This is a genomic window from Glycomyces arizonensis DSM 44726, from assembly GCF_000482705.1.
In the GTDB taxonomy this organism is placed as follows: domain Bacteria; phylum Actinomycetota; class Actinomycetes; order Mycobacteriales; family Micromonosporaceae; genus Glycomyces; species Glycomyces arizonensis.
On sequence record NZ_AXWO01000004.1, the window covers coordinates 322,183 to 338,267 of the forward strand.

Sequence of the window (16,085 nt, forward strand, 5' to 3'; positions counted from 1 at the left end):
CATCAAACGTACCGGGTCCCCTCCGCGGCCCGGGCCGCCGAGACGCATGCGGCCGGACACTCCACAGGACCCGCAGCCCCGCACCGACGGAGGCCGCCCAGCGCCGGACGCCGCGACGGCGGGCGAAGAATCGCACCTCACCATTGCGAGCCCCGTCCGGCACGGCGGCCTCAGGCTTGACCTATCCTTGAAGGCGTGCCTGAGAGCTCAACCGCCACCGCCGCTGCGAAGACCCGAACCCGCAAGCCGCGCCTCGATCGCGTGTGCGCGGACGCCGTCGAGCTTGCCAGGGAAGCCGCCGAAGAGGCCGGCGACGGCGTCGGCGAGCACCTGAGCGTCGAAGCCGAGGCCGAGCGGGTCGTCACCCACTACTTCGACTGCACACTGTCGGGCTACCGCGGCTGGCGCTGGGCCGTCGTGATCACCAGAGCGCCCCGCGCCAGGGCCGCCACGGTCTCCGAGACCGCGCTGCTGCCCGGACCCGACGCGCTCCGCTCCCCCGAGTGGGTGCCGTGGGCCGACCGGCTGGAGGCCGGCGAGGTCGGCACCGGCGAGGTCCTGCCGACCCCCGAGGACGACGACCGCCTCATGCCCGCCTACGTCTACTCCGAGGACGACGGCGTCGAGGACATCGCCTTCGAGCTGGGCCTCGGACGCGAGCGCGTGATGAACCGCGAGGGCCGCGGCGAGGCCGCGCAGCGCTGGTACGACGGCGACCACGGCCCGAACGCCCCCATCAGCGAGGCCGCACCCGCGCCCGCCCGCTGCGGCACCTGCGGGTTCTACCTGCAGCTGGCCGGATCGATGCGGGCGGCCTTCGGTGCCTGCGCGAACCTGTACTCCTCGGAGGACGGCAAGGTCGTCGCCGCCGACCACGGCTGCGGCGCGCACTCAGAGATCAGCCGGTTCGTCGACACCACGCCCCAAGGCGTAGTGCAGTCCGAGACGATCTACGACGACGAGGGCTCCGAGGAGCTCTGATCCTCCCCGCGCCGCGATGAGAAATGGCGGCGGTCCATGACCACCATGACGCCCGTGCCGAGGATGCCGAGCACGACGCCGCACAGTGCGCACGACACCCACCATTCGCGCCCCGAATCGGCCAACTCGTCCCGGAACAATTGGGCGACGATCCACGCGATAGTCCACAATAGTGTCCCGGCGACGGCGATCGGCGTCATGCGCAGTTGCACTGCGTCGGGCGCGGGCAGCTCCGGCGAGCGCTTGACCCGCTTGAACGCGTCACGGGGTGTCGACGAGGGGACTGGCGAAGACTGGGAAGTTCCATCGGGCGACACGTCCGCCAATGTACTCTGCGACAGGCTCCGCGACAATCCGTAACGCCGACTCGAAAGTGCCGCGGGTGCGAATATCGTCCCCCGGTGGTTGTGGTTCGCCGGTAGGGTTGGGCGTACGCTCGGATGAGCTGGCAATGCGGCGCTGACGAAGAACACGAGGGGTGGAAGGCATGAGGCCGGTACGGTTCGTAGCCCTCTCTGAGGACGGTCATGCGCTGGTGCTCGCCGACGAGCTGGGGCGCCTGCTGGCGCTGCCGCTCGACGAGCGGGTCTCGGCGGCCGTCGACGTGCCCGACGGCGGGAAGTCGCTGAAGGCCAAGGGCGACGGTTCCTCGACGCCGGGCCAGCCGAGCACCCGTCCCGCGCCGCCGCGCGGCGCCACGCACGTCAACCTGTCGCCGCGCGACATCCAGACCCGCATCCGCGCCGGTGAGAGCGCCGAGGACATCGCCGCTTCCGCGCAGGTCGCCGTCGACCGGGTGCTGCGCTACGCCGGCCCGGTCCTCCAGGAGCGGGCGATGCTCGCGCAGGCGGCCCGCCGGGCGCGTCTGGCCACTTCGGAACGCGGCGAGCGCATGTCCAACGTGGTCGACGTGAAGCTCGGCGCGCACGGCGTCGATCCCGAGGCGGTCTCGTGGGACGCGTGGCGGACCGAGGACGGCTCGTGGATGGTCCAGGCCTCGTGGTCGTCTGGCAAGACGACGGCGCGGGCGCGCTGGAAGCTCGACCGGGCCCGCCAGACCGTGACGCCCGACGACGAGATGGCGCAGTTCCTCTCGACGCCGGCGCCCAAGCAGGTGTCGGACCCGTTGGACGCGCCCTCTGACCTGGGCATCAGGCCCGGTGAGCCGGCGCGGCCCTCGCGCGACCCGATGCACGGCCTGAGCGACGACGACGCGACGCGGCCCGATCCGCTGCGCCGCGATCGGCTCCGCGAGGTCCTTGAGCGCCCGCTCGATGAGCCGGCCGGGCGTGGCAAGCCGCACGCCGCGAACCTGGGCCTGCCGGGCACGACCGCGCCGGAGCAGCGCGAGACGCCGGAGGTGCCGTCGCTGGCGGTGCTGCGCCCGACCAAGCGCTCGGTGGCCGAGGACGACATGCAGTCGCCGCCGCTGGCCGCGGCCGGCTCGAAGCCGCGCAACCAGCTCCCGGGCTGGGACGATGTGCTCTTCGGCGGAGCCGGAAAAAAGTAGCTCGGCGGCGGAGCCGGAACAGTAACGCAAAATCCGGCTGAAAAAACGCCCAGTGGGTCATTTGGGACGATATCGCGGGATATTCCGGATATGTGGCCCTAGGAGGTCCCCCCTGTTCAAACCTATGTCGAGACTGTGACAGAGCGTGATGATTCGCCTCCGCGTCCGATGGCGTGCGGCGGCGAAGTCCGCGCACCGTGGACGGCCGGGCGCCTCCTTCGAGGTCCGGCCGTTCCTCGTGGCGAGGAGGGCTTCGTCATATTTACTGGCTAGCCGGCCGGTAAGTAGATAGAATCAGGGACTGTTATGTCCCCAGTAATCACTCGCCAGCTCCATGAGACGTTCCGCGCACTCGCCTTCCCCGCCTATCGCGTGTTCGCGACCGGCCAGCTGACGGGCACCCTGGGATTCTGGCTCCAGACCACCGCCATCAACTGGCTCGTCCTCCAGCTCACCGGCGACTCCGGCACCGCCCTCGGGCTCTCGCTCGCCCTCCAGTTCGGGCCCTACCTCCTCTTCAGCCTCCAGGGCGGCAAGATCGCCGACGCCTTCGACAAGCGCGTCACCCTCCTGCTGTGCTCGGTGGGCAACACGCTCGTGGCCACCGCGCTCGCCGCGGTCGTGCTCTCCGGCGCGGCCGAGATATGGATGGTCTACCTCGCCGTGTTCGCCTTCGGCTGCGTCTCCGTCGTCGAGGGCCCCGCCCGCCAGGCCTTCTACTCCGAGCTCGTCGAGGGCGACGCACTGCCCAACGCCATCGCCCTCGGCTCGGCCATCTTCAACACCAGCCGCATCGCCGGACCGGCGATCGCCGGGCTCCTCATCGCCGGCACCTCGACCGGCATCGTCCTCGCCGTCAACGCCGCCCTGTTCCTCGGCCCGGCCCTCGCCTGCGCCATCCTGCTGCGCCGCCGCCTGTCGAACCCGGTCGTCCGCGCGGCGGGCACGAGCGGCGGCATCCGCGAGGCCCTCCGCTTCGTCGCCGCCCGCCCCGACCTGCTCGGCGTCCTGGTCGTCGCCCTGTTCGTCTCGGGCTTCGCCTTCAACTTCCCGGTGACGCTGTCGATGCTCGCCAAGACCGAGTTCGACACCGGCGCCGACACCTTCGGTCTGCTGCTGACGTCCCTGGCCATCGGCGCCCTGGTCGGCGCGCTCGTCTCGGGACGCAGGCGCGGCCGCCCCGGCGTCTACACCGTCCTCGCCTCGGGCCTGGCCCTCGGCGTGTGCACCGCCGCGGTCGGCTTCGGCCCCAACCTCGCCTCGGCGATGGTCCTGCTCGTCCCGACCGGCTTCGCGATGGTCTACTTCGCACAGGCCGCCAACCAGCGCGTCCAGATGGGCGTGCGCGGCGACTTCCGCGGACGCGTGCTGAGCCTGTACCTGCTGGTGTTCCTCGGCTCGACGGCCGTGTTCGCGCCGGTGGTCGGCTGGGTGTGCGAGGTCGCCGGCGCCCAGGCGGGCCTGTGGCTCGGCGGCGGCGTGTCGGCCGTGGCCGTCGGCTTCGCCTACGCCGCCAAGCACCTGCGGCTGCGCCGCCAGCTGGCCGCCGTCCCGAACAAGGCGATGCCCTGACGCCGGGCCCCGCCCGCGCGATCCGCTCCTTCACCGGGCCGGTCCGCGCCCCCGCCACGGGGGCCGCGGACCGGCCCGCTCGCGTGTGCCGCGTGTGCCGAGGCGTTACTTCCCGGAAATTACCGTCCCGTCTGGTGGGATTTCACTGAATTAACAGTCGGCGTTGCTGCGAGGATTAGTCACATCGCGACAACCCCGCCGCGCCGCCTCGACACACCCATCGACCACGGCGCGCCTCAATACCCCTAGCGAGCCTCTGGAGGGAATCCAGTGAGTGCCACCGTCGCCGCCGCAGTCGCCGAGACCGAGACGCGGACGCAGCGCCTCTTCGCCGCGCTGCCGCTCCCGGACAACGCCGTGTCCGACCTCGCCGAAGTGGTGTCCGATCTCAACATCGCCCGTCGCCCGGGCGCCTCGGCCGGACGCGCCGGACGCCCCGGCCAGGGCGGCCGCCGCCCCGCCCAGGGCAACCGCCTCGTCCGCTCCGAGAACTGGCACCTGACCGTCGCCTACCTCGGCGACGTCGCCGAGGACCGGTTCGGCGAGGCCGCCGACGTCCTCGCCGCCGCCTGCGGCACCTTCGACCCGCTGCGGCTGTGCGTCTCGGGCGGCGGCCGGTTCGGCCGCGGCCGCTACTCGGTCGTCTACGCCGGGCTCGACGGCGACGTCGCCGCCCTCGTCCAGCTGGTCCACCGCATCAGGGCCGGCCTCACGGCCGCCGACCTCCCGGTCGACCAGAAGCAGTACCGCCCGCACGTCACCCTCGCCCGCCCCGGCGACCGCGTCACCAACCAGCAAGCGGCCCAAGACCTGCTGACGCTGCGCCGCTACTACGGGCCGAGCTGGACCGCCCGACAGGTCGTACTGTACAAATCGGACTACGGCACGAAGTCCGGTCACGAGCAGCCGAATTACACCGCTGTGGCGACGATGCCGCTCGGCGCGGCATAAAGGACCGAACCCGCGCGCGCGATCTGCGCGAAAACCGGTCGCCAGTGCCGTCCGACCGGTAAAAAGAGTGCATGTCCGCGAGCTCCTCTGCCCCTGGTCGGCACCGTTCTGACGAACCCCGAGCGCGCCGCCTCGGCCCCGGCATGGGGCGGCCGGTGGCCCGCATCTTCCTGCACACCGCCGGTCTGGCCGCGATCATCGCCTGGGCGCTGCTGCTCGTGTGGGCCGCCTTCGGCACCGGCGCCAGCACCGGCTCCTCCGGCATGTACATGATCCTGGGGACCGTCGTCTCGGTCCTGCTCGTGGCGTTCGTCGTCATCACCGCCCTCACCCGCACGGGGCTGCGCCTGATCATCACCGGCCTGGCCACGGCCGTGCTCGCCGCCGCCGCGGGATGGACGGTGTACTCCTCGATGCCCGAGGCCGGCCCCGACGCGTTCATCACCCAGCGCGCGGGCATCGCCGCCCTCGCCTACGGCTTCGGCGTCGTCGGCGGCGGCCTGCTCGCCCTCGCCGAGTTCGTCGTCGAGGGCTACGCCGGGGGGCGCGTCATCGTCCCCCGGGTCCTGCGCCGCAAGGTCGCGATCTTCGCCGTCGCCGTCGTCGCCCTGTCCGCCCTCGCGCTGGCCCCGGCGATGCAGCTGTGGACCGACCTGGCGAACCAGGACGCCCGCGTCGGGGACGCGAGCGAGGCCGGCGCCGAGCCCGCCTTCGACGCCCTGACCGAGCTGGCCGGCGTCGAGCGGTTCGTCGAGACCCCGTACGGGATGCTGCGCCTCGACCACCCGGGCGAGCCCGCGCCGCAGGCGGTCACGCTGCTCGACCCGGCCACCGGCGCCCCCGTGTGGTACCACCGCCGCTGGAACTGGCTCGCCGCCCAGGAACCGGTGCTCTCGCACGCCGAGGAGCTCGTGGCGCTGACCGGCCCGCGCGCGGACAACGACGACGACTACCAGACGCGCGTGCTGCGCACCAAGACCGGCGAAGAGGTCGACACGGTCGGCTTCGACGGCACGCCCGGCCTGCTCCTGGCCATCGCGGACGACCGGCTCGTCTACACCGGCGTGCACTCCTCCGCGTTCGCCGCCTACGACTTCTCGGGCGACCTGCGCTGGCGAAAGCAGCTGCCCGACGGCTGCGAGGGCACCGCCGCGCAGATCACCGCCGAGCGGCTGGTGATGCTCGCCGACTGCGTGCCCGCGCCGAACCGGATGGTCGCCCGCGACCACATGCTCGCGTTCGACATCGACAGCGGCGAATTGGCATGGGACCACCTCATCGACCGCGACGCCGAGGTCGTCCCCGACAGCTTCCTGGTCACCGAGGACGCGGTGGTCATCGACAGCCGCGTCGAGCTGAACGTCTCCGACGGGCCGTTCTCGGCCCGGAGCTTCGAGCACAAACTGCTCGCGTTCAGCGCCGACGACGGGTCGCCGCTGTGGCGCACCGAAGAACAGAAGTTCGGCCCCACGCACTCCTCGGCGTGCGGCGGGACGCTGCACCTGTCCTACCCGACCGCGCTGGCCGAGGCCACCGGCGAGAGCGGCGGCGCCGACTCCTCGTCGAAGGCCTCGCTCGCCCACGCCGACCGGCGCACCGTCCAGCTCGTCGAGTGCTACTCGGCGCCCGACCGGGAGGGCTCGTGGCTCGGTGTCATGGCCTACGACCTGGACAGCGGCGCGCTGCTCTACCGCCAGCAGGTGGAGCTCGGCTACACGCCGCTGGACCCGGAGGTGGCGCGCGGCTGGGCGACGGTGCTGCCGGACAACCGGACGCTGCTGGCCACCGACCTGTCGCTGGATCCGACGAAGCCGGACTGCCGGCTCTACCAGGTCGACCGCGGCGAGGTCACGCAGCTGAAGGCCGCCGACGAGGGGCTGCCCGAGGCGTGGTGCCACGACGCGCAGCTGACGACGGTGGCCGGCGGTGTGGCGATCAGCTACGTGAACGGCGAGGAGACCAGGGGCATCGCCCTGATCTCCTAGGGGGTGCCCGGAGCGCCGGGCGTGGCGCGAGCCACCGAAATGATCAACCGGTGTGATCAATGACTGCCCATCCGCGCATCAGTCGTGCGCGAAACTGTTGTAGGGTTCTTCGCATGTGTGGAATCGTGGGATACGTAGGCCAGCGGCAAGCCGTCGAGGTCGTGCTCGACGGGCTGCGCCGGCTCGAATACCGGGGCTACGACTCGGCGGGCGTCGCGCTCGTCGCAGGCGGGGCGCTCGGCCTGGCCAAGAAGGCCGGCAAGCTCGCCAACCTCGAATCGGCCCTCGGCGACGCCGTGCTGCCCGAGTCGACGTGCGGCATCGGGCACACCCGGTGGGCGACGCACGGCGTCCCCTCCGACCGCAACGCCCACCCGCACCCGTCCGCCGACGGGCGCATCGCGCTCATCCACAACGGCATCATCGAGAACTTCGGGCAGCTGCGGGGCGAACTCGAGGCCGACGGCGTCCAGTTCGCCTCCGAGACCGACACCGAGGTCGCCGCCCAGCTCCTGGGCCGCGAGTACGCGCTCGACGGCGACCTGACCGAGGCCATGACGCGCGCGTGCGCCCGCCTCGAAGGCGCCTTCACGCTCCTGGCCGTCGCCGCCGACGACCCCGACACCGTCGTGGGCGCCCGCCGCAACTCGCCGCTCGTCGTCGGCGTGGGCGAGGGCGAGTACTTCCTCGCCTCGGACGTGGCCGCGTTCATCGCCTACACCACCGACGCGATCGAGCTCGGCCAGGACCAGATCGTCACCATCGGCCGCGGCGGCATCGCCATCCGCGACTTCGGCGGCGACCCGTCGGAGGGCAGGCCCTACAAGGTCGACTGGGACATCACCGCCGCCGAGAAGGGCGGCTACGACACGTTCATGCGCAAGGAGATCAACGAGCAGCCCACCGCCGTCGCCGACACCCTGCGCGGGCGCATCGACGAGTCCGGGCAGATCGTCCTCGACGAGGTCCGCATGTCCGACCAGGACTTCCGCGACATCGACAAGGTCTTCATCATCGCCTGCGGCACCTCCTACCACGCCGGACTGGTCACCAAGTACGCCATCGAGCACTGGACCCGCATCCCCTGCGAGGTCGAGCTCTCTTCGGAGTTCCGCTACCGGGACCCCGTCCTGGACCGCTCCACGCTCGTCATCTCCATCTCCCAGTCCGGGGAGACCATGGACACGCTCATGGCCGTGCGCCACGCCAAGGACCAGAAGGCCCGCGTCCTGTCCATCTCCAACACCGTCGGCTCCACCATCCCGCGCGAGTCCGACGCGGTCCTGTACACCCGCGCGGGCATCGAGGTCGCCGTCGCCTCCACCAAGGCCTTCCTCACCCAGCTCGCCGCCTGCTACCTCGTCGGGCTCCACCTCGCCCAGACCAGGGGCATCATGTACGCCGACGAGGTGAAGGCCGTCCTCGACGAGCTCGTGGCCACCCCCGACAAGATCGCCACCCTCCTCAAGGACATGGAGCCGGTGCGCGAGCTCGCGCGCGAATCGGCCGCGTTCGGCCGCGTCCTGTTCATCGGCCGCCACGTCGGCTACCCCGTCGCGCTCGAAGGCGCCCTGAAGCTCAAGGAGCTCGCCTACATCCACGCCGAGGGCTTCGCCGCGGGCGAGCTCAAGCACGGCCCGATCTCCCTGATCGACGACGGCACGCCCGTCATCGCGATCGTGCCGAGCCCCCGGGGCCGGTCCCTGCTGCACGACAAGATCGTCTCCAACATCCAGGAGGTCAAGGCCCGCGGCGCGAAGGTCATCGCCGTGTGCGAGGACGGCGACGACATCACCGGCGTCCACGCCGACCACGTCATCGCCACGCCCGCCTCGCCGACGCTGCTGGCGCCGCTGCTGACCGCCGTCCCGCTCCAGGAGTTCGCCGCCGAACTGGCCACCGCGCTGGGTAAGGACATCGACCAGCCCCGGAACCTCGCCAAGTCGGTCACGGTCGAATAGCACGGCGGAATAGCACTTGTGAAATAGCACTGTGGAATAACCCGACGCCGTTCCCGCGCGCGGGCAACGAAGCGGGGTGCCGAGTCAGTACATGGGTCGGCACCCTCATCTCAGGGTGCCGTCCATCGCCTGACCGATTGGAGCACCCATGTCCACCCCGAGACCTCGGCAGCGCCCGAGACTCGCACCCCCACTGGCGGCGGCGTTCGCGCTGGCCGTCGGCGTCGCGATCCCCGGCCTCCCGGCCGCTCCCGCGGCGGCCGAACCGGCCGCCTTCCCCGAGACCGCCGCGGCCTCCGAGACCGAGACGATCACCCTCATCACCGGCGACCGCGTCCGGTTCGACCCGGCCGACCCGAGCCGGTCCCCGCAGGTCGAGCCCGCCGAGGGCCGCGAGGGCATCGTCTTCCGCCACTTCGCCTACGACGGGCACGTGTACGTCGTGCCCAGCGACGCCCAGCACCTGATCGACACCGGGAAGCTGGACCGCCGGCTGTTCGACGTCGCCGGCCTGGCCGAGGACGGCCACACCGACGAGGCGACCGGCACCGTGCCGCTGATCCTCACCGGGACCGGCACCGGCTTCACCGCCACCGAGGTGCCCAAACCCGAGATCGAGCAGACCTGGGAGGACCTCACCGACGGCGCCGAGGTCCGCACCCTCGACTCGGCGGTGACCGGCGTCTGGCTCGACGGCACGCGCGAACTCCAGCTCGACGAGAGCGTCCCGCAGATCGGCGCCCCCGCCGCCTGGGAGGCCGGATACACCGGCGAGGGCGTCACCGTCGCGGTCCTCGACTCGGGCGTCGACGCCGACCACCCCGCCCTGGCCGGCCACCTCGCCGGAACGCAGGACTTCAGCGGCACCGGCGACGTGGTCGACCGCGTCGGCCACGGCACGCACGTCGCCTCCATCATCGCCGGCACCGGCGACCACACCGGCGTCGCCCCGGACGCGGACCTGCTCATCGGCAAGGTCTGCGCCGACGACGAATGCAGCGAGTCGGCGATCCTGGCCGGGATGCAGTGGGCGGCCGAGAGCGGCGCCGCGGTCGTCAACTTGAGCGTCGGCGGCCCCGACATGCCCGGGACCGACCCGCTCGAGCAGGCCGTCGACGACCTCAGCGCCCAGTACGGCACCCTGTTCGTCACCTCGGCGGGCAACAGCGGCAACGGCACCCCGGTCTCCTCACCGGGCAGCGCCGATGCGGCCCTGAGCGTCGGCGCCGTCGACGGGCAGGACGCACTGGCCGACTTCTCCAACGCCGGATCGGTCGACTACTCGGCCGTCAAGCCGGACCTGACCGCGCCCGGCGTCGACATCACCGCCGCCCGCGCCACCGACACCTGGCTGGGCGAGCCGGTCGGCGAGGACTACACCACCGCCTCGGGCACGTCGATGGCCGCGCCGCACGTGGCCGGGGCGGCCGCGCTGCTGGCGCAGGCCCACCCCGACTGGACCGGAGCGCAGCTCAAGGCCGTCCTCCTGGGCTCGGCCGTACCGAACGAGGCACTCGGCGCGTTCGAGCAGGGCGCCGGTCGCGTGAGCGCCGACCGGGCCGTGGACCAGCAGGTCTACGCCACCCCGGCGAGCGTGTCGGGCGGCCTGGCCGAGTGGCCGCACGGCGACGACGCCCCGGTCACCGAGACGGTGACCTACCGCAACACCGGCGACGCCGAGGCCGTCCTCGACCTCGCCTTCACCGGCGACGCCCCCGAGGGCATGTTCACACTGGACCGGACGACGGTGACCGTGCCCGCCGGCGGCAGCAGCGACGTCCAGGTCACCATCGACACCACGGTGGCGTCCCCGGACGGCCGCTTCAGCGCCTACCTGACCGCCACCGGCGCCGCCGCGGCCGTCTCCACCCCCGTCGCGGTCGGCAAGGAGAGCGAGCACTACGACCTCACGCTCACCGCGCTCGACCGCTCCGGCGGCCCGGTCGACTCCGGCGTGGTCGCGCTGCTGTCGCTCGAGACCGGCGAGGTCCGGCACCTCCAGGTCGGCGGCGAGGGCACGACGGTCCGCGTCCCGCCGGGCACCTACCACGTCGACGCGGTCCTCGAATGCTCCGGCGGCACCGAATGGGCGCACCTGGTCCAGCCCGAGCTGACCGTCGAGGCGGACCGGACGCTCACCCTGGACGCGGGCGACGCCGAGCCGGTCGACATCCGCTTCGAGGACGAGGCGGTCGCCTCCTCCGCCGTGTACGAGGAGTACATCCGCCGATGGGACGGCGAGGAGATCCTCGGCGGCGTCCAGCTGACCGAGTTCGACGACTTCTACCTCGGCGCCCTGGGTGAACCCGTCGCCGACGAGGAACTGGAGAGCATGGTCTACGGGGCCTGGGGGATCCCCGACGAGTCCGGTGACTTCACCTCCAGCCCGGTGGCCTACCACCCGGTCCTCCTCGAATACGGGCAGGTGCCCGACGGCGTCGACCGCCTCATGAGCGACGAGGACTTCGCGAGCGTCGAGGCCGAGTACCGGCTCGCCAACGGGGGCACCGACGCCAGGAAGAGCTGGTGGCTGGTGCTGGCGAGCGGCTGGGGCATCGGATCCCAGCTGCCGCTGGTCGCGCCGTTCGAGCGCACCGAGTTCGTCAGTGAGGTCCCCGGCGGGCAGTGGGAGCCGTCCTACACGGAGTACACCATCGGAGACGAGGACGGCGAGTTCAACCTCTTCGAGCAGAAGGGCGTACTGCGCCGAGTGGAAGCCGGGGAGACCTACGAGGAGGTCTGGAACCAGGCCGTGTTCGGGCCCGGCCTGCCGGGCGACTACCGCACCGGCTTCGCCGAGCGCATGGGCGACCAGATCGGTGTGGGGGTGCCGATGTTCGGCGGCCCCGACCCCGACACGGTCGGGCGCTCCTCGGTCGAGTGGGCCCGGACCGCGCTGTACTCCGGCGACGATCTCGTCGGGGAGTACGACACGGCGGGCGAGGGGTACTTCGACGTGCCCGCCGAGAACGGCGAGTACCGGCTCGTGGCCGAGGCCGACCGCACCGGCCACGCCGAACTCGCCACCCGGGTCACGGCTACCTGGGAGTTCTCCTCGGCGCACACCGACGACTACACGGCGCTGCCGCTCATGGTCGTCGGGCTCGCGCCCTGCGGGCTCGACGCGGAGAACCGCGCCTTGTCGCGGTGGACGAGGGTCCCGATGGCGGTGCAGACCCAGGACGGCCCGCTCGACGACGCGGAGGTGACGCTCGAGTACTCCGTCGACGACGGGCAGACCTGGCACGAGGCGCCGGTCTGGGGCGGCACCGGCTGGATCGGCAATCCGTGGGGCTCGGGCTACGTCTCGCTGCGCGCCACCGCCGACGACGGCGAAGGCAACACCGTGACCCAGGAGGTCATCCGCGCCTACGGTTACCGGTAGGCGCAGCGCCGGGCGCGGCCGAGCGCCGCGCCCGGCGGCACGAACCGGTGCACCCGGCAGCGCATGCCGCGCAACGGCATGCGCGGTTCACGGCAAGCGGAATCCAAACCGGGCATATAGACTCCAACCCATGCGAAAGAGAACGCTCTTCACCAGCGTGGCCGCCGCCGGTGCCGCCCTCGCCCTCGGCATCGCCGGAACCGTTGCCGCGCAGGCAGAGGAAACCGGCGACGAGGCCCTGGCCGACGCCATCGACGCGATCCTCGCCGACCCCCGGCTCACCGACTCCCAGGCCGGCGTCGTCGTCGCCGACGCGAACACCGGCGAGGTCCTCTATGAACGCAACGGCGACCAGCGCGCCGTCCCCGCCTCCAACACCAAGCTCGCCACCTCCGCCGCGGCCCTGGAGGTCCTCGGCGAGGACTACACGTTCACCACCGAGGCCATCGGCACCACCCGGCCCGAGGACGGCGTCATCGACGGCGACCTCTACCTGCGCGGCACCGGCGACCCGACCATGCTCGAAGCGGACTACGACGCGCTCGCCGCCGAACTGGCCGACGCCGGAGTGTCCACCATCGACGGCGACCTCGTCGGCGACGACACCGCCTTCGACGACGTGCGCCTCGGCACCGAATGGGGTTGGAGCGACCTCCAGTACCTGTACGCCGCCGAAGTCTCGGCGCTGACCGTGGCCTCGGGAGACGACTACAACGCCGGCACCGTCCGCGTCTTCGTCGATCCCGGTGCGGGCGAAGGCGACGCGGCCGCGATCACGATGGTCCCCGGCAACGACTACGTCACGATCGTCAACGACACCACCACCACGGCGGCGGGCAGCGGCACGTCCGTCTCGATCGACAGGGACCTGCACGGCAACGAGATCGTCGTCTCCGGCACCATCGCCGCCGACAGCGGCGGCACCTACGGCACCCGCGCGGTGATCGACCCGGCCGGTCTGGCCGCCTCGGTGTTCGCCCGCGCGCTCGATGACCACGGCATCACCCTCGCCGGGGACGTCCGCACCGGCGAGACCACGCCGCAGGGCGGCGAGGTCCTCGCCGCGCACCACTCGATGCCGCTGTCCGAGCTCGTGGTCCACTTCCTCAAGCGCTCGAACAGCTCCCACGCCGAAGCCCTGTTCAAGGCGCTCGGCTACGAGACGACCGGCGAGGGCACCTTCGCGAGCGGCAAGGCCGCGGTGTACCAGGGCATCGAGAAGTACGGGGTCGACACCGGGCCGATCCGCCTGGTGGACGGCTCGGGGCTCTCGCGCCACAACCTCGTCACGCCGACGATGATCACCGACCTGCTCGTCGGCGCGAAGGACGCGCCGTGGTTCGACACGTGGTACGAGGCGCTGCCGATCGCCTGCGAGCCCGGGGCGCTGGTGGGCGGCACGCTGGAGAGCCGGATGTGCGACACGCCCGCCGAAGGCAACGTGCACGGCAAGACCGGTTCGATGACGAGCGTGTCGGCCCTGTCCGGCTACGTGACCGACGCCGACGGGCGCGAGCTCGTCTTCAGCGTCCTCATCAACGACTACCTGTACTCGACGGTGAAGGACGTCGAGGACGAGGTCGCGGCCACCGTCGCGGGCTACAGCGAGGCGGCCACCGAAGCCGAGATGACGACGTTCGCCGAAGTCGAGGAGCGCGCGCTTCCCGCTGAGGACGCGAACGCGGACCTCGAGTGCTCGTGGGTCGAACCGGCCGTCTGCTGACCGGGCGATGACGCGGCGGGGCCCCGGCCGGGCGAGGCCGGGGCCCCGCCGTCTCCGGGGCGCCCGAGGCGGCCCGAACCGCCACCTTCGGCGGTGAACCGCCCCGAAAGGGGGCGAGGCGGCGGAACCCGTGGCACTCTTGACTGGTGATCGTCGCGGTGGGCATAGACGTAGTGGCAGTGGAACGCTTCGAGCGCGTCCTCGAGCGGACGCCCACCGTGGTCGACAAGCTCTTCACCGCGGCCGAACGCTCCACCTACGACGGACAGCCCCGCCGCACCGAATCCCTCGCCGCCCGCTTCGCCGCCAAGGAGGCCGTCGCCAAGGCGCTCGGCGCCCCCGGCGGCATGCACTGGGCCGATTGCGAGATCCTCTCCGAAGCTGACGGGCGTCCCTCCCTGGCCATCACCGGATCGGTGGCCCAGGCCGCGGCGCAGCGTGGCGTCTCGCGCTGGCATGTGTCCCTGTCGCATGATGGCGGTATCGCGACAGCGGTGGTGATCGCCGAAACGGCGTGACGAGCAGCGGAAGGCAGTGAGCGCCATGGACGGTGCCTGGTCATCGGCGGCGGTCCGCCGCGCGGAAGCCGAACTCATGCCGAAGCTCCCGCCCGGCACGCTCATGCATCGCGCCGCCGCCGGACTCGCCGCCACCTGCGCCCGGCTCCTGCGGCACCACCCCGGGCACGTCTACGGCGCCACCGTCGTCGTCCTCGCCGGTCCCGGCGACAACGGCGGTGACGCCCTCTACGCCGCCGCCCGCCTCGCCGAGCGCGGCGCCGCCGTCCACGCCGTGCCCGTCATCGGCTCGCGCGTCCACCGCGCGGCCGCGGCCGCGCTCACCCGCGCGGGCGGGCGCCTCACCGCCACGCCGCCCGAGCGCTGCGACCTCCTCATCGACGGCATCCTCGGCATCGGCGGCCGCCCCGGGCTCCCCGACCGCGCCGCCGACCTCCTCGCATCGATCGGCGCCGAGCGCACCGTCGCCGTCGACGTCCCCTCCGGTGTCGAGGTCGACACCGGCGCCGTCCCGGCCGCGGCCGTGCGCGCCGACGTCACCGTCACCTTCGGCGCCCGCAAACCCTGCCATGTCCTCGGCGAGGCCGCCCTGCGCACCGGCCGCCTCGAATTCGTCGACATCGGACTCGCCCCCTACCTCGACCCGCAGCCGCTCGTCCAGGTCGCCCGGGAGGCCGACATCGCCGACTGGTGGCGCGAGCCGAGGGCCGACGACGACAAGTACACGAGGGGCGTCGTCGGCGTCGCCGCCGGATCCGACCGCTACCCCGGCGCCGCGGTGCTCGCCGTCTCCGGTGCTCTGGCGGGCCCGGCCGGGTACGTGCGCTACGCGGGCGCCGCGGCCGACTATGTGCGCATCAAGCGCGCCGAAGTCGTCTGCACCGACGCGGTCGAGGACGCCGGACGCACCCAGGCCTGGCTCGTCGGCCCCGGCATCGGCACCGACGAGCACGGGCTCGGCCGGCTGCGGGCCGTCTTGTCGCGGCCCATCCCCGCCGTCATCGACGCCGACGGGCTCTCCCTCATCGGCGAGCACCCGTCGGTCCTCACCGGGAGGACCGCGCCGGTGGTCCTGACGCCGCACGACCGCGAGTTCGAGCGCCTCTACGGCTCCCCACCGGGGAACGACCGGGCGGCGGCGGCCGCGGCGCTGGCGAAACGCCTGAACTGCACCGTGCTCCTCAAGGGACACCACACGGTGGTGGCCGCGAGCGACGGCGCGGTCTACGCGAACCCGACCGGGCACCCCGTGCTGGCCACGGCCGGATCGGGGGACGTCCTCGGCGGGTTCCTGGTCTCGCTGCTGGCCTCGGGGATGGACGGGACGCGCGCCGCGGTCGCCGCCGCGTTCCTCCACGGCCGGGCCGCACGCATCGCGTCGACCGGCCACCGCACCATCACCGCCTCCGACATCGCCGCGGCCCTGCCCGACGCGGTCGGCAGTGTCCTCTCAGGAGCCGAAGCCCATAGGGTATAGGTTATATCCTATAATATACTTA

The 16,085-nt window shown here is 72.2% G+C and carries 11 protein-coding genes; 10 read left to right on the forward strand and 1 reads right to left on the reverse strand.

Translation table 11 applies throughout. From position 1 onward, the window contains the following. Window positions 1-195: 195 nt before the first annotated feature. On the forward strand, window positions 196-981 hold the full coding sequence (locus H613_RS25185) for a DUF3027 domain-containing protein (RefSeq protein ID WP_084546442.1): 786 nt from the start codon (window positions 196-198) through the stop codon (window positions 979-981). Here H613_RS25185 and H613_RS25190 read toward each other — a convergent pair. Next, window positions 951-1,298 carry a DUF2530 domain-containing protein gene (locus H613_RS25190; protein ID WP_156925893.1) on the reverse strand — a complete coding sequence of 116 codons (348 nt, stop codon included), beginning with the start codon at window positions 1,296-1,298 and terminating at the stop codon, window positions 951-953. The genes H613_RS25185 and H613_RS25190 overlap by 31 nt on opposite strands. Before the next feature lie 170 nt (window positions 1,299-1,468). On the opposite strand from H613_RS25190, the gene sepH reads away from it, so the two are divergent. The 9 genes from sepH (at window position 1,469) to H613_RS25210 (ending at window position 16,063) form a co-directional block, all read left to right on the forward strand. Next, window positions 1,469-2,491 carry a septation protein SepH gene (sepH, locus tag H613_RS0107895; protein ID WP_026923377.1) on the forward strand — a complete coding sequence of 341 codons (1,023 nt, stop codon included), beginning with the start codon at window positions 1,469-1,471 and terminating at the stop codon, window positions 2,489-2,491. 306 nt (window positions 2,492-2,797) lie between these two features. Beyond that, a complete protein-coding gene (locus H613_RS25195; RefSeq protein ID WP_035736751.1) occupies window positions 2,798-4,063 on the forward strand; it encodes an MFS transporter in 1,266 nt (421 codons plus the stop codon). Between the two features lie 270 nt (window positions 4,064-4,333). Next, a complete protein-coding gene (gene thpR, locus H613_RS25200) occupies window positions 4,334-5,014 on the forward strand; it encodes an RNA 2',3'-cyclic phosphodiesterase (protein WP_051393082.1) in 681 nt (226 codons plus the stop codon). Window positions 5,015-5,169: 155 nt separating this feature from the next. Then, a complete protein-coding gene (locus H613_RS25205; RefSeq protein ID WP_156925894.1) occupies window positions 5,170-6,999 on the forward strand; it encodes an outer membrane protein assembly factor BamB family protein in 1,830 nt (609 codons plus the stop codon). A 113-nt stretch (window positions 7,000-7,112) separates the two neighbouring features. Then, on the forward strand, window positions 7,113-8,960 hold the full coding sequence (gene glmS / locus H613_RS0107915) for a glutamine--fructose-6-phosphate transaminase (isomerizing) (RefSeq protein WP_026923378.1): 1,848 nt from the start codon (window positions 7,113-7,115) through the stop codon (window positions 8,958-8,960). Between the two features lie 148 nt (window positions 8,961-9,108). Further along, the gene (locus H613_RS0107920) at window positions 9,109-12,345 is read left to right on the forward strand and encodes a S8 family serine peptidase (RefSeq protein WP_051393083.1); all 3,237 of its coding nucleotides are present in this window, start codon (window positions 9,109-9,111) and stop codon (window positions 12,343-12,345) included. A gap of 130 nt (window positions 12,346-12,475) precedes the next feature. Beyond that, the gene (dacB, locus tag H613_RS0107925; protein ID WP_026923380.1) at window positions 12,476-14,068 is read left to right on the forward strand and encodes a D-alanyl-D-alanine carboxypeptidase/D-alanyl-D-alanine endopeptidase; all 1,593 of its coding nucleotides are present in this window, start codon (window positions 12,476-12,478) and stop codon (window positions 14,066-14,068) included. Window positions 14,069-14,214: 146 nt separating this feature from the next. Then, the gene (locus H613_RS0107930; protein ID WP_026923381.1) at window positions 14,215-14,586 is read left to right on the forward strand and encodes a holo-ACP synthase; all 372 of its coding nucleotides are present in this window, start codon (window positions 14,215-14,217) and stop codon (window positions 14,584-14,586) included. Window positions 14,587-14,611: 25 nt separating this feature from the next. Continuing rightward, window positions 14,612-16,063, forward strand: coding sequence for a bifunctional ADP-dependent NAD(P)H-hydrate dehydratase/NAD(P)H-hydrate epimerase (locus H613_RS25210; protein ID WP_051393084.1), 1,452 nt, complete (start codon window positions 14,612-14,614; stop codon window positions 16,061-16,063). The last annotated feature ends 22 nt before the right edge of the window (window positions 16,064-16,085 follow it).

Bases quoted from the DNA above. Each gene is read 5' to 3' on its own strand.
- sepH (WP_026923377.1), top strand. From the start codon at position 1,469: ATGAGGCCGGTACGGTTCGTAGCCCTCTCTGAGGACGGTCATGCGCTG.
- H613_RS25195 (WP_035736751.1), top strand. From the start codon at position 2,798: ATGTCCCCAGTAATCACTCGCCAGCTCCATGAGACGTTCCGCGCACTC.
- glmS (WP_026923378.1), top strand. From the start codon at position 7,113: ATGTGTGGAATCGTGGGATACGTAGGCCAGCGGCAAGCCGTCGAGGTC.
- H613_RS0107920 (WP_051393083.1), top strand. From the start codon at position 9,109: ATGTCCACCCCGAGACCTCGGCAGCGCCCGAGACTCGCACCCCCACTG.
- dacB (WP_026923380.1), top strand. From the start codon at position 12,476: ATGCGAAAGAGAACGCTCTTCACCAGCGTGGCCGCCGCCGGTGCCGCC.
- H613_RS25210 (WP_051393084.1), top strand. From the start codon at position 14,612: ATGGACGGTGCCTGGTCATCGGCGGCGGTCCGCCGCGCGGAAGCCGAA.